Genomic DNA, 22856 nt, shown 5'->3' on the forward strand with positions numbered 1-22856 from the left:
GGAATTTAAAAAAGATGACCCCTGTTCAATACAGAGATCATCTTCTTAAAGCTGCCTAGGCTTTTTTTAAATGTCCTTTACAAAGGGTACATTTTAGTTTTTGTTATATGGGCTATTTTTTATCATGTTCATTTCGATGTTCTTGGATTCTTTTGGAGCAGAATTGGGATTACCGATATGAACCACTGCAGTTCTTGCCACCTTTCGTACCCTTGGGATTTAAGTCTTCTTCCTATTACTTTTCTTATTTTTGTGCAAATAAAACCAAATATTTCTCCTATTTTAAAAGCCATTCTCTACTCATTTCTTTGCACACTTATAGGTGAACCTGTTTTTGAAGGGCTAGGATTTTCTCCATTTTTTAATATTTCTAAGTGGTTATTTCCTTGTTACATGCAAAAATTTTGAGGAGTTAAAACATAGATAAGGCTATGAATATTTTGTGGATACCTTTCGATTTAATAGGAAGGTGTTTTTTATTTTTTAATATAAAGTATGAGCATTCATAAAAAAGAATACGTTTTTGTTATTCTACAATCGGACGCTTATCAGTAAAAGTGTTTTTTGCAACTTTTAAAGATTTTCTTACAACTATAGCTAACTTTCAAAAGAATTTACTAACTATTGAAATAATAAAAAGACTTGATTTATATAGAATAACAGTTTATGCTTTTGTTAAGCGCTTTCCTTTAGGGGGAGGATAGGAATAAAGAAGAGTAATAGAGGAAACATTTTATTTTTTGAAAAGAAAAAATTAAGCGCTTTCCTTAATTATTAGAGAAAGTGTAAATAAGTGAGTGCTTAAAGATATGTCGTAGTTTAGCAGGCTTATTCTTTATGGAGTAAAAAAACAAGTGGGAGGGCTACGTATGATTTGGGTGATTTTTACAACTTTTCTGATTTACACTGTCTTTGTGATGTGGTTTTCATGGTACAAAACAAAAGGGACTGATTTAACTAGTTCAGACGGATATTTTCTTGGAGGAAGAAGTTTGACAGGTGTAGTAATAGCGAGTTCGATCATCTTGACAAACTTATCCACTGAACAAATCATAGGATTGAACGGACAGGCCTTTGGTGAGTCGCTGGTTGTCATGGCTTGGGAAGTATCGGCGCCGATAGCCTTGATTTTTATGGCTTTTGTCTTTTTACCAAGGTATTTGAAAACAGGGATTACGACGATTCCGGATTTTCTAGAACAACGGTATGACTTGAGAACAAGACAGATCATTTCGGTCTTATTTATATTAGGCTATGCTGTAGCCTATTTGCCGACTGTCCTTTATTCAGGTGCATTAGTACTTGACAGTATTTTTTCGTTAACTTCGATTACAAATATGAGTCCATTTATGATCGTTTTATTAATATCTGTTGCAATAGGTGTTATTGGATGTGGGTATGTCATTTTAGGTGGACTTAAAGCGACTGCAATGAGTGATACCATAAATGGAATTGGGTTAGTGATTGGCGGCTTGCTTATTCCAATTTTAGCATTAATTGCTCTTGGCGGAGGAAATTTAGCAGATGGTCTTGATAAGCTGTTGACCGCAAACCCTGCGAAATTGAATGCGATTGGTAACCATTCATCGTCTGTACCATGGTCGGTATTGTTAACAGGAATGTTATTTAACAACTTATTTTATTGGACTACGAACCAAACAATTATCCAACGAAGTTTAGGTGCTAAAAACTTAGCTGAAGGACAAAAAGGTGTACTGTACGCCGGGTTGTTTAAAGTATTTGGTGTCACCTTCTTAGCCCTACCTGGTATCATTGCTTATTTTCTGTATGGAAATACGATTGCAAATCCAGACATGGCATATCCTTCACTTGTTGTAGAAGTCTTGCCAGTTGCCTTATCAGGGTTTTTGGCAGCAGTGTTATTTGGGGCAATCATGAGTTCGTTTAATAATGCTCTGAATGCTTCGATTACATTGTTTACATTAGATATTTATAAGCCGATTTTTAAACCCAAAGCAAAGGAAAAGGAACTTGTTAAAGCAGGAAGAATATTTTCCGCAATTTTGGCAGCGGTTTCAGTGGTTGTTGCACCATTTATTATTTTTGCACCTTCTGGGCTGTACGCTTATTTGCAGGAAATGTTCGGATTCTATAGTTTACCAATTCTTGCAATGGTTGTTGTTGGATTTTTCAGTAAGCGAGTTCCGGCAAGTGCACCGAAAATCGCCATTGTTGTTCACGTTATTTTGTATACGCTATCAAAGGTGGTGCTCGGCCATATTAACTTCCTTTATATTTTATCCGTCTTATTCCCAATTAACATATTAGTAATGGTTATTGTCGGAAGGTTAAAACCTAGAGGGACACCTTTTGAATTACATGATGCGAATGTCGTTGATATGAAGCCGTGGAAGTATGCTAAAGCCTTTTCGATTTTTATCATGGCAGTGATGATTGGTGTCTATGCATTTTTCTCACCGATTGGTGTAGCAGAGGTAAATGTAGCTTATTCACCTTGGTCATTTGTCTTTTTATTGGCAGTTATCCTGCTTATCGGCGGGATATTCTGGTTCTGGCGCAGAACCGAAAGAAGATTTGACTTCAATGAATCGAAAAAAATAAATAATGTCTCCTAATCGGTAGAAAAAAGAAACAAAAAATGAATCTCCAGAAATTAAATAAAAGAAATGAAAGGTGTGAAAGGAAATGGTGAAAAAGGTAAAGGTAGGAATTGTCGGGCTTGGGCGATTAGGATGTCAGCACGCGGAAAATATTGCTTTTCGGATTCCAAATTGTGAGCTTACTGCAGTATGCAGTGTAGTAGAAGATGAGGTAAAAGAGGTTCAAGAAAAATGGGGGATCCCTTATAGCTACACAAATTACGATGAGATGCTAAAGAACAAGGAATTGGATGCTATTTTTATTGCATCACCATCTGGTTTTCATTGCGAACAAATAACAAAAGCGCTTCAAGCCGGATTCCATGTTTTTAGTGAAAAACCACTGGGATTATACTTAGAAGAAGCACTAGAAGTACAAAAAGTTGTTGATGCACACTTAGATAAAGTGTTTATGCTGGGATTTATGCGCAGATATGATAAGTCTTATGCTGCTGCTAAACAAAAAATTGACAATGGAGACATCGGAGATCCGATCTTGATTCGTTGTTATGGATTAGATCCAGCGAGCCAAATGGATAATTTTTTGAAATTTGCAAAAGCGAATTATAGCGGCGGGCTTTTCTTAGACATGTCTATTCATGACTTGGATTTAGCGCGTTGGTACATGGCCACGGAAGCACAAGAAGTATGGGCAATTGGCGGCGGCTATGCCCGTCCTGAATTTGAAGAGATTCAAGATGCTGAAACTGGTGTAGCAATGGTCCGCTTTGAAAATAATGCAATCGGTATTTTTGTTGCGGGACGAAATTGTGCACATGGTTATCATATTGAAACAGAAATTATTGGAACAAAGGGAAGTATCAGAATTGGTACACTTCCTGAGCGCAATCAAATTGTCTTGCTACAGGAAAATGGTGCGGTCAAAGAATGTTATGATGGTTTCTTAGAGCGCTTCGAACAAGCATATTTAAGCGAAGTAGAAGAATTTATAAATTGCATTTTAGAGAAACGTAAGCCAGCCGTTACTGTACAAGACGGAGTAGAATCAACAAAATTAGGCTATGCTTGTAAAAAATCATTCGAAACACGTCAATTGGTGAACTTGCAGGATGAACAACTTGTTACGAATTAAAGCGTAGGTTGCCTTTGGTAGGTTTTACATTTACGATCTTTGAAAGGTACATGATGCAAATTATATGATACCCTATTAAAAGAAGATAATAAATTGTGAACTAGGATAAGTGAGGCAAATGGCATGAAAGTAACAATTTACGATGTAGCAAAAAAAGCAGGAGTATCAATCGCTACAGTCTCTAAAGTCATTAATAACACTGGTAATATGCGGGAATCCACGAGACAGAAAGTAAAAGAGACAATGAAACAGATGAATTATCAACCTAGTGTAATGGCGTCTGCGTTAATGGGGAAAAAAACGGAAACACTTGGGTTGTTGGTACCTGATATATCTAATCCTTTTTTCTCCGAGATGGCTCGAACAATTGAGGATCGTGCACATGAGCGTGGAATGAGTGTGATCATGTGCAGCACAGACGAAAATGCGGAGAAAGAAATGAAATATGTAGAGTTATTGCAACGAAAGCAAGTGGACGGTTTTATCGTAGCTTCCAGTTTTCATGACAAGAGTTTGTTACAAGAACTGATTAAAAATAACATCCCGCTTGTCATGCTCACACAAGATGATCCTTCGCTTGATGTTTCGAAGGTTTCTGTAGATGACTTTAAAGGCGGTTATGAGGCAATATCCTATCATTTTTCAAATGGTCATCGAAAAATAGCGATCATTGCTGAAAATGCACACAGCAGTATTTTGCGTATTTATGGCTATCGAGAGGCGCATGAGGCATATGGAGTCGAATGTAAAGAAGAGTACATTTTACGTACAAATGCATCGATTCCAAGTGGGAAGAAAGTTTTTGAAGAGTTATTTAGTCGGACAGACATCGACCCACCAACAGCAATATTTGCTTGTAATGATCAGCTTGCGATTGGTGTCATTCAAGGTGCAAAAGAAAGAGGGCTGGAAATTCCTAAAGATTTAGCGATTATAGGATTTGATAATACAATTTTGGCTACAACTACTGTACCAGGACTAACAACGGTTGCCCAACCTATTGCACTGATGGGGAAAAAAATAGTTGATATTCTTATCGAAGAAATCAAGGAAGGCAAATCTTCGAAAGAACGAATCCTATATAATCCTGATTTGATTGTGAGAGGAACAACATAACGATTAGATCTTTCAAAATTAAACTGGTAGTACACGATCCCAACACAATATAGACAATCTGGAGCCCGACTTTAGTCATACTATTACATTACTAAAGTTCGGGATCCTTTTCATACGGTTTGAACAGTAGAACCCTATAAAAAGTGTGATACGAGTGTTGCGACAACCTCTTTAGTTCGTTGCCAGTATGAGCGCTTTTTATAAGTGGCATATGTTAAGAGCTCAGAGCGATGAAGATCTTCATAAATTAAATTCTTAATATGCTGAGTAAAGTCTTAATCATAAATTAAGCAATTCATCTTATCATTTAAATATAAACTCCGTTTATCAAAGTTCGCGGTACCAATATCACATACATGGTCATCAATGAGCTGCGAATGAAGTGACGGGAAGTTTTCTGCCCATGACTCCTAAGTTTTCAAGATGCTCCTTCCCTGTTGTATAAATAACCACTCCCACTGCCATAAATAATACAGTTTTATATAAAATGTGATTAACTAGGTGAAAAATAGCTCCTGCTATTCCATCTACAGTTCCCATACTAATACCCATAATCATATAACCAACCTGGATGATAATGGGATAGCTTAATAATTTACGAACCTGGTTTTGCCTTAAGGCCATTACCATTCCAAACAAAGCCGATATAAGACCAGCATATGCCAAAATATTGATCCCAGACAGCAAGACGCTCATTACATATACTCCCACTTTCGAGAGTTGCAAAAGCTTTGACTGATTATGCTTTTAATGAGTTACACATAAACAAAGTGGAAATTAGAGCTGCTGTTGAAAATAAGAATAGTAGGGGTATTCCCGAAAGATTGGGGTTTGTAAACGAAGGGTGTATTAGACAAGCAGAATGGCTGTATGATCATTATGTTGACCATGTTGTTTATGGGATGTTGGCAGAAGAATGGAATGAAAATATTTTGATCGAACTTTTTTATAAAAATTGCACATAACATTCACAGAAAAGAATCCATTTTGATCAATCTTATTTCAAAATGGATTCTTTTTGTTTTCTGCTATATAAGGTCTAGAAATATCCTTTTGCCCCAACTTTATTACAAAGCTACATCAGCTTCTTCTTAATAGCATTCTTATTTTACATGACATAATCATTGAGACAAAGAGAGACAAGAGGGTAACTGAATCCAATATGAATTCGTTTCAGAAAGCACAAGGACCAGCCCCTTGTATACCCCTAAGACATTGCCCGGTATAGGCGGTCTACCGCTTCTGCAATCTTGTCTTCTGGTATGCTTGCGAATCCGATTACTAGTTCGATGATGTTTTGGTGCTTATATATGTTGTTTAGCATGAATCGTTTCATTGTGTAGATTTCCAGTTTTTCCTGTTTTGCTCTTTCTTCGATTTCTTCATAGTCTTTATTGCTTCTAAAATGAGCATAGAAGTGAAGTCCCGCAGGTATATCCTCAATCTGAATATTATCTTTAAAACGTCCAATCAGCTCGTTTATTAAGATTTTTCGTTTTGTTTCATAATGATGATTCATTCGTTTCACATGCCGATGGTATTCGCCATTTTTGATAAAATAATGCAATGTGAAAAGATTGATGGTATTGCTGGACTGAATTAAATGTTGATAATGGCGCCGATATTCTCTCAATAGACCGGGCGGTAATACCATATAACTAATACGTATCCCAGGCAGCATTGTTTTTGAAAAAGTTCCCGTATAAATGACGCGTTGATTTCTGTCTAAGCTTTGTAAAGAGGGAATATTATCAGTTTCATACTTAAATTCACTATCATAATCATCCTCGACTATATACCGGTCTTCAGTATAAGTCGACCAATTTAACAGTTCAATCCGTCTTGAAATTGGCATGATTTTACCAGTCGGAAATTGGTGTGATGGCGTCACAAACACAAAATTTGCTTTGGCAGCTTCAATTTCTTTTATGCTAATTCCTTTTTCATCTATTTTTACAGGATGAACATCAAATTCCATGCTCTTTAGTAAATGATATAACCGGGAGTAACCAGGATCCTCCATTGCTATGACTGTATTCCTGTCCCGCATATCCATTAGCTGGCGTATTAATGACATCGTGCCTGCTCCAATAACAATTTGCTCGGGTTCGCAAATCACCCCGCGCGTTAAGGCAATTAAACGACAAATGGTTTTTCTTACAATATAAGGGCCTTGAGGATGGATAATTTCTGACAGTTCCCGTTGGTGGTGGTCAATTGTTTTTTGCTGGCACCTAAACCATTTTTTAAAAGGAAAAAGAGAAATATTTGAAGTCATGTGAGAAAGGGAAAGCCATTCTTCCTTATCGACAATGCTTTCCTTTAGGTCACTAGGCAATGAAGATTCAATTGCGTCTCCCTGGTTGATAAACTGCGTAATTTTTTCAACAAAGTACCCTTTTCTTTCGGTCGTATAGATATATCCCTCTGTAAGCAGCTGGTCATATGCGGTCATAACGGAGTTCATGCTGACTTTTAATTGCCGGGCCAATGTTCTTTTTGGTGGAAGCTTCTCGCCAGGCTTTAGCCTGCCCAGTAAGATGTACTCCTTGATTCCCTCGTAAATCTGCTGATAGATATAATTCGTTTTTGCATTTTTATCAAGCGTTAAATAAATCATATTTATCCCTCATATTCTCTGGTACCATCATTTTCCCCCTTTTGGTACTTTTCATTATACCAAAGTGATGTCAGAATATCATTATATTCAAATTATTTAAAATTATAAAATAACGAGGGGGATAAAAATGACAACATCCTTTTTAACGACTAAAGACTTACAAGAAAAAAGAAAAAAATATGTTCCTAAAGGTGTCAGTAACGGGAATTTAAATATTGCACAAAAAGCTACAGGTGCGACCATAATAGATATTGATGGAAACGAATGGATTGATTTTGCTGGTGCAATCGGAACCTTGAATGTGGGCCATAGCCATCCAAAAGTAACAGCATCTGTAAAAGAACAAGTGGAAAGATTTTTGCATCCCGGGTTCAATGTAATGATGTACGAAGGATACATTACTCTTGCAGAAAAATTATGCCAAATCACACCTGGTGATTTTGACAAGCAAACGATTTTCTTTAACTCAGGTGCGGAAGCGGTTGAAAATGCGATTAAAATCTCACGTCGTTATACAGGCCGCCAAGCGGTTGTTTCATTTGTCCGCGGGTATCATGGAAGGACGAATTTAACAATGGGAATGACAAGTAAAGTAAAGCCATATAAGTTTGGTTTCGGTCCTTTCGCTCCGGAAATCTACCAAGCGCCATTCCCATATATGTATCACAAGCCAAGCGAAATGACAGATGAAGCTTATATTGACATGAAGATTGAAGAATTTAAAGACTTTTTCCTCGCGACAGTAGCTCCAGAGACGGTTGCTTGTGTGGTGATGGAGCCAGTTCAAGGGGAGGGCGGATTTATCATACCTCCGAAGAAGTTTGTTCAAGCAGTAAGCGAATTCTGTAAAGAACACGGAATTGTGTTTGTGGCAGATGAAATTCAAACTGGATTTGGCCGTACAGGAAAGTTATTCGCGATCGACCACTATGATGTAACACCTGATTTAATCACTGTCTCAAAATCATTAGCTGCAGGTCTGCCATTAAGCGGTGTTGTAGGCAGAACGGAAATCTTAAATGTTGCAGACCCAGGTGAATTAGGCGGCACGTATGCAGGAAGTCCGGTTGCTTGTGCTGCTGCATTAGCTGTGATTGATATTATGGAAGAGGAAAATTTAGTTGAAAAATCTGAAATCCTTGGGCAAAAATTTGAAGTCAAATTAAAAGAGCTTGCTGAAAAGCATGATTATATTGGAGATATCCGCCGCTTAGGCGCAATGGTTGCAGTGGAAATGGTTGAGGATCGTGCAAGCAAAGAACCGAATAAAACGAAAGCAGCTGAAATCGTTAAATATGCAAACAAAAACGGCCTTTTGCTTCTTTCTGCTGGATTGAAAAGCAACGTCGTTCGCTTCCTAGCGCCGTTAGTAATTACTGACGAAGAATTATCAAAAGGACTTGCAATTTTAGAAAAAGCATTTGAATAAAAAATTATTTAAAGGGGGTGCAAGTATGGGGGGAAACTTCTCTAAATCAATGTCTAAGATTGATGTCCTATTCCTGGCCATGGGCGCGATGCTCGGCTGGGGATGGGTTGTGCTTTCGGGTGAATGGATATCAAAAGCAGGATTTTTAGGAAGTGTGATTGCCTTCCTGATTGGCGGCTTGTTAGTTATTTTTATTGGCTTAACCTATGCTGAACTGGCATCAGCCATACCTAAAGCGGGCGGTGGACTTGTCTTCGTCCTGAGGGCTTATGGGAAGAAAACTTCATTTATTGCTGCCTGGGCCGTTTTGTTTGGGTATGTTTCCGTTATTACGTTTGAAGCGGTCGCATTGCCTACGGTTGTCGATTATATATTCCCCGTGGAACACAAAGTATATCTCTGGACACTCGGCGGCTGGGATGTATACTTAACCTGGGCTTTGATCGGATCTATTGGTGCTATTCTCTTAACTGCTTTAAATTACCTTGGAATTAAGCCTGCAGCTATTTTTCAATCTGTTTTTACAGTTGCCATTGTCGCAGTTGGCTTGCTATTAGTATTTGGTGCTTTTAATAATGGGAATACAGCAAATCTTCAGCCGTTATTTGTAGATGGAATTGTGGGTACCATCTCCGTATTAGTCATGATTCCATTCCTATTTGTAGGCTTTGATGTTATTCCGCAGGTCGCGTCGGAAATTAAAGCACCTCCAAAAATCATTGGCCGCATTTTAATTATCTCCATTATTACTTCGGTCATCTTTTATTTATTAGTTGTCTTTGGTGTTTCAACCGGGTTAACTAAAGAGCAGATGGCTGTTTCACAATTAGCTACAGCTGATGCCATGGTGAATTTATTTGGCAGTCAATGGTTTGGAACTCTTCTGGTCTTAGGGGGAGTAGCTGGTATCGTGACGAGCTGGAATGCATTTATCATTGGCGGAAGCCGCATTCTTTATGCGATGGCGATTCGAAATATGATTCCGCAATGGTTTGGATTTATTCATCCTAAACATAAAACACCGACAAATGCCATCCTTTTCCTAGGTCTTCTGGCTTTTGTTGCGCCATTTTTAGGCAGGCCTGCTCTAGTATGGATTGTAGATGCAGGAGGGGTTGGAATTGTCGTCGGTTATCTCATTGTTTCTCTTGCTTTTTTAAGGCTGAGAAAAACAGAGCCGAATTTGGAACGTCCTTATAAAGTTAAAAATTGGAAGACTGTTGGTACGCTGGCAGTAATTTTAAGCATCGTATTTGTAATCTTCTACTTGCCTGGCATGCCCTCAGCACTTGTCTGGCCGATGGAATGGATTATTTTAGGAAGCTGGTGCTTAATCGGATTCTTCTTATATATCACGCGTACCAGAGAAAGCAGGAATGAGGTGCAAAAGAATGCCGAAAACTTTTAAAATAAATAACCCTTCGACTGGTGAATTAATTTCAGAAGTAAGGATTAACTCTAACGATGAGATACAACAAGCACTGAAAAATGGGCATGAAAGCTTTAAGAAATGGTCCAAAGTGAACGCGCATGAACGCTCAAGATTATTAAAAAAATGGTCAGATAAAATCCAGGAGCATAAAACAGAGATTGCAGAAATAATGACACTGGAAAACGGAAAGCCCCTTAAAGAATCATTGGGTGAAGTTGATTATGCGACAAGCTATATTGATTGGTATGCAGAGGAAGCTAAACGTATCTATGGACGCACAATCCCTGCTGCTACTGAAACAAAACGAATTATTGTCAGCAAGCAGCCGATTGGGTTAGTTGCTGCAATTACTCCATGGAATTTCCCTGCAGCGATGATGACGAGAAAGGCTGCGCCTGCTTTAGCAGCTGGATGTACATTCATTGTAAAGCCTGCAGAGGACACTCCATTAACGACAATCAAATTAATAGAACTCGCATACGAAATTGGAATTCCAGCTGATGCGATTCAATATGTCATTGGCGATGGAAAAGAAGTAGGTGAGCTGTTCACAAGCAGTGAATATGTTCGTAAAATTACATTTACTGGTTCTACTCCTGTAGGAAAATCCTTAATCAAAAATAGTGCCCATACTGTAAAGCATGTCACAATGGAATTAGGCGGTCATGCACCTCTTATTATTGCTGAAGACGCTGATTTGGATATTGCTGTCAGTCAGACGATTGCATCAAAGTTCCGAAATGCTGGACAAACTTGTGTGTGTGCAAACCGTATCATTGTACATGAAAATGTGATCGAAGAGTTCTCTGCCAAATTGACTAAGGAAGTAAGAAAATTAAAAGTGGGCAATGGACTAGAAGAGGACACTCATATTGGACCTATTATTAATGAAAAAGGCTATGAGAAAATTGTTGTGCAAATTAACGATGCCCTTGAAAAAGGTGCCGAAGCTCTAGTAGGGAATGAATATAATACAAATAAAGAAAAAGGGTATTTCTTTGTATATCCAACCGTTTTAAAAAATGTCAATTTAAATATGAAGATCATGCACGAAGAAACGTTTGGGCCGGTCGCACCGCTTATCAGTTTTAAAGAGCTTGAAGAAGCTGTGGAAATTGCGAACAGCACTCCATACGGTCTTGCAGCTTATTTCTTCACAAATAATTATAAAACGGGAACTTACCTGCATGATCATCTGGACTTTGGTATCGTCGGTTGGAATGACGGCGCTCCATCTGCTGCTCATGTACCATTTGGCGGTATGAAAGAAAGCGGTCTTGGGCGTGAAGGCGGCATTGAAGGCATTGAGCCATACCTAGAAACAAAATTTCTATCTATCGGAAACTTATAGTTTCTAATGGGAATTTGAAATAAAGTCACGATGTTTAGTTGCGATGTTTTGAATAAAGTCGCACCCGCTTATAAAAAAGTTTAACCGTTTTAGAAGGATAAATATTAAGGAAACATTGTTATATCATGGTTATAAAATAGTTTGATCGAACTTTTTTAAAAAAATTACACATACCATTCACAAAAAAGAATCCATTTTGATTAATCTTATTTCCAAATGGATTCTTTTTTGTTTTCTACTATATAAGGTTTAGTAGTATCCTTTTGACCAAACTTTTGAAAGCTACAAATAAGAAAAAAATTCGAATAAAGTCACAAGAGCTTTATGATTGGATTCTTGTAGGCTGGAAACATGAAGTTGATGGACCAACCATAGAAGAGTTACTTGGAGAAACTTTACTCGGTACTATTCCTACCTTGACAAACCTTACTCAGATTTTTTCTTGTGTCCAAAAATAGATAAAATCGAAAGAATAGAAGGTGACCTATATAGACAAAAGTTTATGCAAGTACTTAAAACTACGACGGGCATCATTATAGTGATTATGATAAAATCAATACTTTTTGACGGATACTCCCGAATACGGTGTTAAAATCGAAAGGTTAAAATACAAAGAAATTTCTGAAAAAGATAGTATTAAGCAATGTAAATAGTAAGAATTAAGTCTTATTACGATCTTCCGCAATCAGACGCTTTTCTGAAATAAGGAAAGTGTCTTTCTTCATGAAAAGGGCTATTTAATGGAGCAAAGCATATTGAGCTAATGACCCTTTAATTAAAGAAGAAATACCTATACAGAAATATAAAAAACTTTAGCATATCTACTTTATGAAACTTTTCATATTTTTACTCGTGTAGGAATAAAAGATGTAACGGAAGGAGTGTTTGCATGTCAGACCCATTTTTTATGGAAGATCCTATGTTTCAAATCGTCCCTATTTTTATTGGGATTATTTTTGTGATAGTGATCGGCAGTATTTTATTTTCAGTTTTCAAAGGGATTGGTCAGTGGCACAAAAATGAGAAGTCTCCGAAACTAAGAGTGCCAGCTAAAGTTAAATCAAAACGAGCAGATGTCTCCAGAAGGGCAAATGTGCATCATCAACAAGACAACCATCACCATCATTCTTCAAGCACTCATACAAGATATTTTGTTACTTTCGAGACTTTTCTTTAACAGCTGTGTATCCTATTTCTTACAAAACGATCGGCGCATTAATCGAGTAATGTGTCTTTTTGTATAGGGCCATTTTGTTGCACGAAACGTTTCTAACCTAACTTGGGAATGGCTACATCATTACCCATAAAAAAGTTAGACAATTCCTTCTGGATTTAAAGGATTATATCAAAGAGTCAAATGATAGAGTAACGTCTCGAAGGGCTCTCTTAGTCAAATAGCACTTGAATTAGTATGGATGATGGTTGTTATAAGCTTGGCAAAAAGGCGTAAGAATTTCCCGTATTAGTTCGGCTGACGAAAGTCGACAGCGTCTGTTTGGAGCAAGGATTGCTCTCTTTTTTATGTATCGGCCATATTGTGAAGGATCGTTTTTTTTATTGACTAAACGTTCATTCAACAATAAAATAAAGTTAAATACTCAAAAAATGCATGGAGGGATTTCAATGGATTTGTATTACGAGGTTAATGGTAACGGGCACCCTGTCGTTCTTCTTCACAGTGGTGGCGCTGATTCACGAGACTGGACATTTGTTGCGCCACTTTTAGCAAAACATCACATGGTTGTTAGTTTTGACGGACATGGAGCCGGGAAATCACCGGATCCAGTAGGAGATGTTAATTGTGTGGAAGATTTGAAGGGGCTCCTTGACCATCTGAACATTCATAAGGCCACATTGATCGGACATTCTATGGGGGGACAGATTGCAACAGACTTTTCATTAGAGTATCCTGAATACGTATCGGAATTGGTTTTAATCGCACCGGCATTGACAGGGTTTAACTATTCATCGGAGTTTGTAGAATACATGAATAAAGTAAGTGCGGCCACACCAGACATAGACAAAATGATTGAGGTTTCACAAAGTGCACCGTCGTATCGTGTTGTCCAGGCTAGTCCCCACAAGGAGCTGACTGAACAAATGCTTCGACACCATATCAAACGGACATTTAATTGGCCAGCTTTTGAAATGATTTGGCCGAATCCTCCTGCAGCCGAAAGACTGGGTGAGTTGACTGTTAAAACTTTATTTATGATTGGTACGGAGGAATTACCCGATAACCTTCGTGTCGCTGACTACTTTCGAAAGCAATCAGACGCTGGAATAGTTGAAATTTCTGGTGCAGATCATATGGTTACGTTAACTCACCCCGAGGAATTGTATCGTCATATTATGGAATTTTTGGAGGAATGATGATTGCCATGCCAAGAACACCACAAGAGAATGAGCGTATTCGGCAGTTAGCCAAAGAGAGTATTCATAAAGCTGCAATGGAATTGTTCATCAAGCAGGGATATCATGCGACTTCCATTAGCGACATTGCCGAACAGGCTGGCATATCTAAAGGCCTGCTTTACAATTATTTTAAAGGGAAAGAAGAACTCCTGGCGACAATGGTTGACGCGAGGGTGGGGGAAATGGTTGAAGTCATGGATCAAGCAAAGGCGATTGAGACCCCAGCGGAACAGCTCAAGCATATTATAGAGGGCGCTATCGATAATGTCTACAAGAAGCCGGAAGTATTCCGTTTCTATCTCCACCTGCAAACGCAACCTGAAGCAGATCATGAGCTGATCAAATACAGTCGTTTTCTTATTGAAGAGAACGCCAGACAGTTTGAGTTTCAATGTGAGATATTTGAAAAGCTAGGAGCAAGGGAAGCGCGGAAACGGTCGTTATACTTTTCATCCACGCTTCAAGGGATCATGTTGATGATATCTACTTATCCACAGCAGTTTCCCATAGAAGAAATAAAAAAGCAGATCGTTGAAGAGTTTTGTAACTCACTTTCCATTTAAAAAAGCTTTATAAATGATAGGGCGCGCGCGACAAGTTCTGTTATAAACGCTTTGCAGCGTGAAAGACATGAAGTTTTACTTGATTTATAACTTTAACTTTACAACGGAGGATGGGAATGACGGAACCACGTTTCCTAAAACCATCCTGTCAATACTCTTGCATGCGTTATGAATGACAGTTCATGGGGTGTGAAGCACAGGCCGATTCGGCAGAACGAAAGCGGGGCCCATTCTTCTTGGAAAAGGCATGCCAATGGATATGCCGCACGGCTGAAAAACTAGATATGGTGAGAATCCCACTGCTTCAGCTGTGGGAGGAGTCAAGGATGACGATATTGTAGAAAATAACGTTGGTATAAAAACTGTAGAAGATTTATTGAAATTTATGGAACAAGAATTAACTTATGTTAATGCTCATACTGAGCAAAATCCAGCAGGTGAAATTAGAGGTCAAATTGTACCAATTTAAATTTCTACACTATTAGTTTATTAAGAGGATGGCTCAAGAAGAAGTAAGACGATCCTCCAAAAAAGACAGTAAATCAGCTGAGACAGGGGAAAAATAGTATTTATGCATGATTAAAATACCAAGAATAGTATTAAACAACCTGGTACTAGTCCTTTTTATATCTACGCACATATGGCGGAATCAAAAAATAAGAAATAGTAAGATATTCTTATAACCTTTGATCTAACCTCTGCATAAACCGCATGTTTTAGCATTTCGGCTTTTTGTGGGGGTAGATATTGTTAAACTATTGTAAAGAGTTTCCGATAATACAGGTGTGATGTTAAATGTCGAACATCAATGACATTAGAACTATACATTCGACAAACGCAAAGGTGCCTAAAAAACACTGGCGCAAAGCTAAAGGGGCTAAAGTGATTGGTTGATCCTTCATAATGCCAAACAGCTATCGAGTGAAGAGAGGGGCTCACTGAAATTGAAGAGAGAATTTTTAACACCTGAGGAAATTGAAGACCGCAGGGAGAGAAATAAAAAAGCGATGATGATTTTATTTCCTGTACTAGCCGTGTTGTTTGGCGGCGGGATTACCTATTTGATCAATTTAATGTAAACAATTACAAAAGACCTATCAATTTTGTAATTTAAATGAAATACATATGGACACGAGTACCGGTTCTTTGGTACTCTATTTGTCGTAGTCTTGTAAAGAATTTGTAAAATAACTAGAAATCTTTATCAAAAGATGTATAATAATAGATATTCAAAGGAAAAAGGTTCGGTTTTTTGTTGAGCAAAGCAGAAATTTACCGAAATATTATAAGTTACATATTATAGTAGAAAATATACACATGGAGGTCAAAATGGAAGAAACTATTAGCCTAAAGGAACTATTCCAAACGTTGCGCAAACGGTTAGCTCTGATTGTGATGATCACAGCGATCGCCACGATGGCGAGTGGTATCGTCAGTTATTTCCTAATCACACCAATCTATCAATCTTCTACGCAAATCCTTGTCAATCAATCAAACAGTGAACAGCTTCTCAATAATCCTGGCCAAATTCAATCCAATCTGCAATTAATTAATACTTATAATGTTATTATAAAAAGCCCGGCCATTTTGGAGCTAGTCATAGAAGAATTGAAATTAGAAGAGTCAGTTGGCGCATTAAATGAAAAGATTACCGTATCAAGTGAAAATGAATCCCAAGTAGTGAATATCCGTGTAGAGGATGAAGATCCGCAAAAAGCAGCAAACATAGCGAACACAACGGCAACGGTTTTCGAAGCGCAGGTTAAGGAAATTATGAACATTGATAACGTAAAAGTGTTATCCGAGGCACAGCTGGGAGAAAACCCATCACCTATTGAGCCAAAACCAGTTCTAAACATGGCAATTGCCTTTGTGGTTGGGTTAATGGCAGGTGTTGGACTTGCTTTCTTATTAGAATACTTGGATACAACGATAAAGGATGAGCAAGAAATCGAGAATCTGCTTGAATTACCAGTTTTAGGGACGATCACCGAATTTAATCAAGAGAATAATCAAGGCAAACAAGCACAATCAGCAAAGAAAGGCACAGTGAGAGGAGAATCGTTTGGTGCGTAAACAATATGGCAAAAAACAATTTAAAGCAAATAATCGTAACCTAATTACGATTAATCAGCCGAAGTCCCCGATCTCAGAGCAATTCCGAACGGTTAGGACAAATATTCAATTCTCTTCAGTGGATTCCTATATACGCTCCATCCTTGTCACATCTGCAGGACCTGGAGAAGGGAAATCAACGACTGCTGCAAACCTGGCTGTTGTATTTGCCCAGCAGGGAAAAAAAGTATTACTTGTGGATGCGGATTTAAGAAAACCAACGGTTCAATACACGTTTAGACTCGAAAACTATCAAGGCTTAACATCCGTATTAATGAAGCAGGTTAGCCTGGATGAGGCAGCTCAAGTCAGTGAAGTAGAAAACTTACACGTGCTGACAAGCGGTCCAATCCCGCCAAATCCAGCAGAGCTGCTGTCTTCAAAAGCGATGGAGGAGTTTATTTTAGAAGCCTATGAGCATTATGATCTCGTTCTCTTTGATTCACCACCTTTATTGGCTCTAGCAGATGCGCAAATATTAGGGAATCACACAAATGGTTCGATCCTTGTTGTGGCAAGCGGAAAGACCGATCGAGAAGGGGCAATAAAGGCAAAAGAAGCGTTGAACTCCTCTAAAAGCAAGCTATTAGGTGTCATACTAAATGGTAAGAAAGTAAAAGATCACTCATACTATTACTACTATGGTGGGAAATAAGTCGGATCCCGGCTGCTCCCTCCTTTCTTTGATCTTTTTTTGCCTTATACATCCAAAAAAATGGATTTTTGTAAGATTTTCTACCTAAAAGGGGATTCCAAATGATAGACATACACAGTCATATTCTCCCGGATGTTGATGATGGAGCGAAAAGTATAGAAGAGAGTATCGAAATGGCAAAGCAAGCGGTTGAAGAGGGAATCACACAAATAATCGCTACTCCTCATCATCGGAACGGTCGCTGGGAAAATGAGAAGCAACTAGTATTGGAAAAGGTTGATCAATTAAACCACCTTTTCATAGAGAATAAAATCCCTTTAACCGTCCTGCCAGGTCAAGAAGTAAGAATATTCGGAGAAATAGCGAAAGAACGAAGTGACTTGCTCACTCTTGTACAATCTAATTATCTATTAATAGAATTTCCGTCCAATCATGTTCCAAGATATGCAGAACAACTCATATTTGACTTAGGGTTAAAAGGAATCACACCGATCATTGCCCACCCAGAAAGAAATAGTGAAATCAGTGAAAACCCTGATTTACTATTTAAGCTCGTAAAAAAAGGCGCGTTATCTCAGCTTACAGCAGCAAGTGCAGCTGGCGGATTTGGCAAGAAAGCAAAGAAACTATCGATGCAGCTGATTGAGGCAAACCTAGTCCATTTTATTGCATCAGACGCACACAACACTGGAAACAGAAATTTCCAAATGCAAGCAGGACTGCAAGAAGTAAAAAAAGAGTTTGGAAACAGTGTCATTTACTACTTTCAAGAAAACAGTGAGCTTCTAGTAAATAAGCATACGATTTATCGTGAAGATCCAATGAAAGTAAAGAAAAAGAAGTTCTTAGGAATCTTTTAAAAAAGTTCGGGTGATGTCTCCTTACCACTATCAATGGAGGCACTCGGCTGCACTGTGGGTTAATAGCCTTAGACGCGGAGTCGTCAAAAGTGTGGTGTGAGGATGGGTTAGATGCCCTTATTTACTGTTAAATTACTAGCTAACGGTTGTTCAAAACTACGGTAGACGTATTTTTATTCCAACCGATTCAATAAAAACAGAAGTAATTCTTAATAAATGTCTAACGAAAGAGTATATGTTACATGTACTTTTTCATTAGACATTTAAAAGTAACTTTTAACTTATCAATTAATTCATAAGAAAAGGGGAAGAAATATGAAAATTACGGTAGTTGGTACTGGGTATGTTGGCTTGGTGACAGGTACTTGTTTATCTGAGATTGGACATACTGTAACTTGTATTGATATCGACCAAGATAAAGTTAATAAAATGCGGTCGGGTCAATCTCCGATCTATGAACCAGGTCTTGATGAACTAATGAAAAAAAATATTCAAGAGAAACGATTATTTTTCACAACAAATCATAAAGAAGGGTTTTCAGGGGTTGAAGTAATCTATATTGCAGTTGGTACTCCAGAAAAAGAAGATGGCTCGGCTAACCTTTCATTTGTTGAACAAGTTGGCAAGGATATTGCAGCTAATGTTGAACGTGATGTCATCGTTGTTACGAAAAGTACAGTCCCAGTGGGAACAAATGATTGGATCAAAAAAGTAATTGAAAGGAACCTTGTTCATAATGTGAAAGTGGACATTGTTTCAAATCCTGAATTTTTACGTGAAGGTGCAGCAATTTACGACTCTTTTAACGGCGATAGAATTGTAGTTGGAGCAGACAATGAAGATGCCGCAAATAGAATAGAAGAAATTAATAAACCTTTTGGGATACCTGTATTTAAAACAGATATTCGCAGTGCAGAAATGATTAAATATGCTGCAAATGCATTTCTTGCAACTAAGATTAGCTTTATTAATGAGATTTCAAATATTTGTGAAAAAGTGGGAGCCAATGTAGAAGCAGTAGCGAACGGAATGGGACAGGATAACCGAATTGGCTCCCAATTCTTGAATGCTGGAATTGGTTACGGAGGGTCTTGTTTCCCTAAAGATACAAAGGCACTTGTGCAAATTGCGGGCAATGTAGAATATGATTTTGAATTATTAAAAGGTGTTATCCATGTTAATCGAAAGCAACAAGAGATCTTACTAAATAAATTAAATGAACGATTTGAAAGCTTAGAAGGTAAGAAAGTTGCCGTTTTAGGATTAGCATTTAAACCAAATACAGATGATATGAGAGAAGCTGCATCTATTGTCATTACGAAACATTTGATTGAAAAAGGAGCAAATGTTGCAGCATATGATCCAGTTGCAATGGAGAATGCGAAAAAAGTAATAGATTCAAAGGTTCATTATGTATCGAATACAACTGAGGCTTTAAAAGATGCAGATGTTGCATTAATTTTAACCGAATGGAATGAATTCAAAGACTTAGAAATAGGTACTTTTGAAGAAAATATGAAACAGTCAGTCATATTTGATGGTCGAAATTGTTATGATCCTAAAATCGTTGAAAACTATCATGTGGAATATCATTCAATGGGTAGACCATCTGTTAAAAATAGTAAATTAGTTAATGTTGGATGATACAAAGGGGGATTTAATAGAATGAAAAAAGTAAGAAAAGCGATTATTCCAGCAGCAGGTCTAGGTACACGTTTTTTACCTGCTACAAAGGCCATGCCAAAAGAAATGCTGCCAATTGTGGACAAGCCAACGATTCAATATATTATTGAAGAAGCAATTGAGTCAGGAATAGAAGACATCATTATCGTAACAGGTAAAGGGAAGCGTGCAATCGAAGATCATTTTGATCATAACTTTGAACTTGAACAGAATTTGATTGAAAAAGGGAAGTATGAACTTTTAGAAAAAGTGAAACAATCATCGAAAATTAATCTACATTATATTCGTCAAAAGGAGCCAAAAGGGCTAGGGCATGCGGTTTGGTGTGCAAGAAAATTTATTGGGGATGAGCCGTTTGCTGTATTACTGGGGGATGACATTGTAGAAGCTGAAACACCTTGTTTAAAGCAGCTCATTAATGAATATGAAAAAACAGGATCTTCTGTAATTGGTGTACAAACAGTCGGCGATGATCAGACTCATCGCTATGGAATCATAGATCCGTTAGAAAAAGACGGTAACCTCCATAAAGTGAATCGATTTGTCGAAAAGCCTGCGAAAGGGACTGCACCATCTAAATTAGCCATTATGGGTCGATACGTTTTAACACCTGAAATCTTTGATCTATTAGAAAATCAAGAAACGGGTGCTGGCGGAGAAATTCAGTTAACGGATGCCATTCAGAACTTAAATGAAGAACAAGCTGTCTATGCCTACGACTTTGAAGGGATTCGTTATGATGTTGGAGAAAAGTTTGGCTTCATTCAAACGACAATTGAATTTGCATTAAAGCATGAAGACCTGAAGGAACAACTTCTAGAACTAATGGGGAAACTAGTAGAGAATGAAAAAGTACGTTTGTAGGTGAGGAGAGAGAATGAAATGTCTAATTTTGCAAATCATGATTCAATAAATACATCTACAGAAGAACTCACCATAGAAGTTGAAAAGCAGAGAACCATATATAATTTTTCCAAGAGATCTTTGGATATTACAGGTGCAATGTTGGGTTTAGTCATATTAAGTTTAATATTTTTTATTGTTGCAATTGTAATTAAACTTGAAGATCCTAAGGGACCCATCTTTTTTTCGCAAAAAAGAGTTGGGAAAGATGGGAAAGAGTTCAAAATGTATAAATTCAGATCTATGGTTGTAAATGCAGAAGATAAATTACAAGAATTAATAAAATACAACGAAGTATCAGGTGCTATGTTTAAAATGAAAGATGACCCCAGGATTACAACAATTGGAAAATTTATACGTAAAACAAGTATTGACGAATTACCCCAACTTTTAAATGTATTAAAAGGCGACATGAGTTTAGTAGGTCCTAGACCACCTCTTCCTAGAGAAGTAGCAGAATATTCAAATTATGATAAACAAAGATTACTAGTAATGCCAGGATGTACTGGTTTATGGCAAGTTAGTGGTAGAAGTAACTTAACTTTTCAACAAATGGTAGAACTTGATTTATATTATATAAAAAACAGAAGTATTTCTTTTGATATAAAATTAATCTTTAAAACAATAATTGTACTTTCTGGTATTAATAAAAATGGGGCATATTAAAATTTAGGGTGAAGAACACGTGACTTCAGTTACTTTATTAAAAAAACTCAATCTAAATAAGAAAGTATATAGTAATATAGGCTGGTTATTTTTTGAAAAGTTATTTAAAATGGTCCTGAATTTTTTTGTGTTTGCCATAATTGCAAGATACTTGGGACCTGAAAATTTCGGAGTGTTAAATTTCGCAATAGCTTTTGTTTTTATACTTACATCTCTATTAGATCTTGGTTTATCAGGCCTTGTTGTAAAAGAGATGGTTAAAAACAATAAGAATACAAACTTAATCCTTGGTACAACGTTTTATCTTAAATCTTTAGCAAGTGTGCTTGGCTTCCTTGTCCTAATAGTATCTTTATATTTTTTAGAAACAAAGGAGATAATGCTTGTAACTTTATTGGTTGGAATTTCACTATTATTTAAACCATTAGAAGTAATTGATTTATATAATCAGGCAAATATCATATCAAAATATACGGTTTTTGCAAGAAACATTGCGTTATTATTAGTTTCAATAATACAACTTAGTTTAATTTTTATAAACGCACCATTATACTATTTTGCAATTGCCCAAACATTAGAAATAATCCTAACTGTATTTCTTTTATTATTCTATTATAAAAAGTCTAGTGTCTCTATGAAATGGAAGTTTGATATTAGAATAGGGTTAAACTTATTAAAAAGATCTTGGCCTTTAATTTTTTCAGGAATAGCTGCAGTTTTATACCTTAAAGTTGACCAATTAATGCTTCAGAAAATGGTGGGTGCTAAAGAATTAGGGATATATTCTGCAGCGGCAAGGGTATCTGAGGTGTGGTATTTCATTCCAAATGCAATTATTGCTTCTATCTTCCCACAGTTAGTTCTCCTGAGAGAAGATAGGGAAAAGTATAATAAGAAATTACAAAAATTATTTGATTTAATGTTCATTCTTGGTCTATCCTTGTCGGTGATCGTAACGATTATTTCACCACATATTATTAGATTACTATTTGGGGTTGAATATTTAAGGTCAGCGGATATTTTAATAATCCATATTTGGGCTTCAGTTTTTGTTTTTATGAGAGCACTCCTAAGTAAATGGTTAATTATTGAAGAATTATTAATATTTTCTCTATTAAGTCATGGGCTTGGTGTTATTGTTAACGTTGTGCTAAATACCATATTGATTCCAAACTATGGTGGTATGGGTGCTGCATTTGCAACTGTAATAGCATATTCATTTTCAACATTTATTTTCTGTTTTTTATCAAAAAATACAATGAATGTAGGTTTTATGATGTCAAAAGCTTTTTTTACACCTGTTAGGTATATTTTCAAAATGAAATGAGGTTTAA

At 37.1% G+C, this 22856-nt stretch carries 20 protein-coding genes, 1 pseudogene and 1 riboswitch; of the genes and pseudogenes, 19 read left to right on the top strand and 2 right to left on the bottom strand.

Annotated features, from left to right (window positions below):
- Positions 1-869: 869 nt before the first annotated feature.
- From IC621_RS20870 to IC621_RS20880, 3 genes are all read left to right on the top strand, one after another.
- Positions 870-2597, top strand: coding sequence for a solute:sodium symporter family transporter (locus IC621_RS20870; protein WP_191161077.1), 1728 nt, complete (start codon positions 870-872; stop codon positions 2595-2597).
- Between the two features lie 70 nt (positions 2598-2667).
- Positions 2668-3714 carry a Gfo/Idh/MocA family oxidoreductase gene (locus tag IC621_RS20875; RefSeq protein WP_224752702.1) on the top strand — a complete coding sequence of 349 codons (1047 nt, stop codon included), beginning with the start codon at positions 2668-2670 and terminating at the stop codon, positions 3712-3714.
- 123 nt (positions 3715-3837) lie between these two features.
- Positions 3838-4830 (top strand): LacI family DNA-binding transcriptional regulator, encoded by a 993-nt coding sequence (locus tag IC621_RS20880; protein ID WP_191161079.1) that lies wholly within the window; start codon positions 3838-3840, stop codon positions 4828-4830.
- Positions 4831-5193: 363 nt separating this feature from the next.
- Here IC621_RS20880 and IC621_RS20885 read toward each other — a convergent pair whose 3' ends face one another.
- On the bottom strand, positions 5194-5526 hold the full coding sequence (locus IC621_RS20885; protein WP_191161081.1) for a proton-conducting transporter transmembrane domain-containing protein: 333 nt from the start codon (positions 5524-5526) through the stop codon (positions 5194-5196).
- Positions 5527-5552: 26 nt separating this feature from the next.
- Between IC621_RS20885 and IC621_RS20890 the strand changes: the two are divergent.
- Positions 5553-5795: pseudogene (locus IC621_RS20890) on the top strand (GNAT family N-acetyltransferase); the annotation flags it as partial.
- 242 nt (positions 5796-6037) lie between these two features.
- On the opposite strand, the gene gabR reads toward IC621_RS20890, so the two are convergent.
- Complete coding sequence (gene gabR, locus IC621_RS20895; RefSeq protein WP_191161083.1) at positions 6038-7450, bottom strand: MocR-like transcriptional regulator GabR; 1413 nt, start codon at positions 7448-7450, stop codon at positions 6038-6040.
- Positions 7451-7571: 121 nt separating this feature from the next.
- Between gabR and gabT the strand changes: the two genes are divergently transcribed.
- The 15 genes from gabT to IC621_RS20965 all read left to right on the top strand — a co-directional run bounded on the left by gabT (position 7572) and on the right by IC621_RS20965 (position 22849).
- Complete coding sequence (gene gabT, locus IC621_RS20900; RefSeq protein ID WP_318153101.1) at positions 7572-8879, top strand: 4-aminobutyrate--2-oxoglutarate transaminase; 1308 nt, start codon at positions 7572-7574, stop codon at positions 8877-8879.
- 25 nt (positions 8880-8904) lie between these two features.
- Positions 8905-10287, top strand: coding sequence for an APC family permease (locus tag IC621_RS20905; protein WP_191161086.1), 1383 nt, complete (start codon positions 8905-8907; stop codon positions 10285-10287).
- Positions 10271-11662, top strand: a complete 1392-nt coding sequence (locus tag IC621_RS20910; protein WP_191161089.1) for an NAD-dependent succinate-semialdehyde dehydrogenase — start codon at positions 10271-10273, stop codon at positions 11660-11662. Before IC621_RS20905 ends, IC621_RS20910 begins: the two co-directional genes overlap by 17 nt.
- An 889-nt stretch (positions 11663-12551) precedes the next feature.
- Positions 12552-12839 (top strand): DUF2500 family protein, encoded by a 288-nt coding sequence (locus tag IC621_RS20915; RefSeq protein ID WP_191161091.1) that lies wholly within the window; start codon positions 12552-12554, stop codon positions 12837-12839.
- Between the two features lie 446 nt (positions 12840-13285).
- Positions 13286-14035, top strand: a complete 750-nt coding sequence (locus IC621_RS20920; protein WP_191161093.1) for an alpha/beta fold hydrolase — start codon at positions 13286-13288, stop codon at positions 14033-14035.
- Between the two features lie 8 nt (positions 14036-14043).
- Positions 14044-14640 (top strand): TetR/AcrR family transcriptional regulator, encoded by a 597-nt coding sequence (locus tag IC621_RS20925; RefSeq protein ID WP_191161187.1) that lies wholly within the window; start codon positions 14044-14046, stop codon positions 14638-14640.
- Positions 14641-14950: 310 nt separating this feature from the next.
- Positions 14951-15109, top strand: coding sequence for a CHRD domain-containing protein (locus IC621_RS26640; protein ID WP_191161095.1), 159 nt, complete (start codon positions 14951-14953; stop codon positions 15107-15109).
- 357 nt (positions 15110-15466) lie between these two features.
- Positions 15467-15562, top strand: a riboswitch (cyclic di-GMP riboswitch).
- A gap of 22 nt (positions 15563-15584) precedes the next feature.
- Complete coding sequence (locus IC621_RS26930) at positions 15585-15719, top strand: hypothetical protein (RefSeq protein WP_263576006.1); 135 nt, start codon at positions 15585-15587, stop codon at positions 15717-15719.
- Positions 15720-15969: 250 nt separating this feature from the next.
- Positions 15970-16716, top strand: coding sequence for a YveK family protein (locus IC621_RS20935; RefSeq protein ID WP_191161096.1), 747 nt, complete (start codon positions 15970-15972; stop codon positions 16714-16716).
- A complete protein-coding gene (locus IC621_RS20940) occupies positions 16706-17410 on the top strand; it encodes a CpsD/CapB family tyrosine-protein kinase (RefSeq protein WP_191161098.1) in 705 nt (234 codons plus the stop codon). Before IC621_RS20935 ends, IC621_RS20940 begins: the two co-directional genes overlap by 11 nt.
- Before the next feature lie 101 nt (positions 17411-17511).
- Positions 17512-18270 carry a tyrosine-protein phosphatase gene (locus IC621_RS20945; protein WP_191161100.1) on the top strand — a complete coding sequence of 253 codons (759 nt, stop codon included), beginning with the start codon at positions 17512-17514 and terminating at the stop codon, positions 18268-18270.
- Positions 18271-18585: 315 nt separating this feature from the next.
- Positions 18586-19914 carry a UDP-glucose dehydrogenase family protein gene (locus IC621_RS20950; RefSeq protein ID WP_191161102.1) on the top strand — a complete coding sequence of 443 codons (1329 nt, stop codon included), beginning with the start codon at positions 18586-18588 and terminating at the stop codon, positions 19912-19914.
- Positions 19915-19935: 21 nt separating this feature from the next.
- Positions 19936-20817, top strand: coding sequence for a UTP--glucose-1-phosphate uridylyltransferase GalU (gene galU, locus IC621_RS20955; RefSeq protein WP_191161104.1), 882 nt, complete (start codon positions 19936-19938; stop codon positions 20815-20817).
- A gap of 18 nt (positions 20818-20835) precedes the next feature.
- Positions 20836-21522: a sugar transferase gene (locus IC621_RS20960; protein WP_191161106.1), complete on the top strand. Its 687-nt coding sequence runs from the start codon at positions 20836-20838 to the stop codon at positions 21520-21522.
- Positions 21523-21541: 19 nt separating this feature from the next.
- Positions 21542-22849: a flippase gene (locus tag IC621_RS20965; RefSeq protein ID WP_191161108.1), complete on the top strand. Its 1308-nt coding sequence runs from the start codon at positions 21542-21544 to the stop codon at positions 22847-22849.
- Positions 22850-22856 lie beyond the last annotated feature (7 nt).

Source organism: Metabacillus arenae (genome assembly GCF_014773385.1).
GTDB classification, from domain to species: Bacteria; Bacillota; Bacilli; order Bacillales; family Bacillaceae; genus Metabacillus_D; species Metabacillus_D arenae.

Excerpts from the sequence above, each read along its gene's own strand:
- IC621_RS20870 (WP_191161077.1), top strand. The coding sequence starts at position 870 with ATGATTTGGGTGATTTTTACAACTTTTCTGATTTACACTGTCTTTGTG.
- IC621_RS20875 (WP_224752702.1), top strand. The coding sequence starts at position 2,668 with ATGGTGAAAAAGGTAAAGGTAGGAATTGTCGGGCTTGGGCGATTAGGA.
- IC621_RS20880 (WP_191161079.1), top strand. The coding sequence starts at position 3,838 with ATGAAAGTAACAATTTACGATGTAGCAAAAAAAGCAGGAGTATCAATC.
- IC621_RS20885 (WP_191161081.1), bottom strand. The coding sequence starts at position 5,526 with ATGAGCGTCTTGCTGTCTGGGATCAATATTTTGGCATATGCTGGTCTT.
- gabR (WP_191161083.1), bottom strand. The coding sequence starts at position 7,450 with ATGATTTATTTAACGCTTGATAAAAATGCAAAAACGAATTATATCTAT.
- IC621_RS20905 (WP_191161086.1), top strand. The coding sequence starts at position 8,905 with ATGGGGGGAAACTTCTCTAAATCAATGTCTAAGATTGATGTCCTATTC.
- IC621_RS20910 (WP_191161089.1), top strand. The coding sequence starts at position 10,271 with ATGCCGAAAACTTTTAAAATAAATAACCCTTCGACTGGTGAATTAATT.
- IC621_RS20915 (WP_191161091.1), top strand. The coding sequence starts at position 12,552 with ATGTCAGACCCATTTTTTATGGAAGATCCTATGTTTCAAATCGTCCCT.
- IC621_RS20920 (WP_191161093.1), top strand. The coding sequence starts at position 13,286 with ATGGATTTGTATTACGAGGTTAATGGTAACGGGCACCCTGTCGTTCTT.
- IC621_RS20925 (WP_191161187.1), top strand. The coding sequence starts at position 14,044 with ATGCCAAGAACACCACAAGAGAATGAGCGTATTCGGCAGTTAGCCAAA.
- IC621_RS20935 (WP_191161096.1), top strand. The coding sequence starts at position 15,970 with ATGGAAGAAACTATTAGCCTAAAGGAACTATTCCAAACGTTGCGCAAA.
- IC621_RS20945 (WP_191161100.1), top strand. The coding sequence starts at position 17,512 with ATGATAGACATACACAGTCATATTCTCCCGGATGTTGATGATGGAGCG.
- IC621_RS20950 (WP_191161102.1), top strand. The coding sequence starts at position 18,586 with ATGAAAATTACGGTAGTTGGTACTGGGTATGTTGGCTTGGTGACAGGT.
- galU (WP_191161104.1), top strand. The coding sequence starts at position 19,936 with ATGAAAAAAGTAAGAAAAGCGATTATTCCAGCAGCAGGTCTAGGTACA.
- IC621_RS20960 (WP_191161106.1), top strand. The coding sequence starts at position 20,836 with ATGTCTAATTTTGCAAATCATGATTCAATAAATACATCTACAGAAGAA.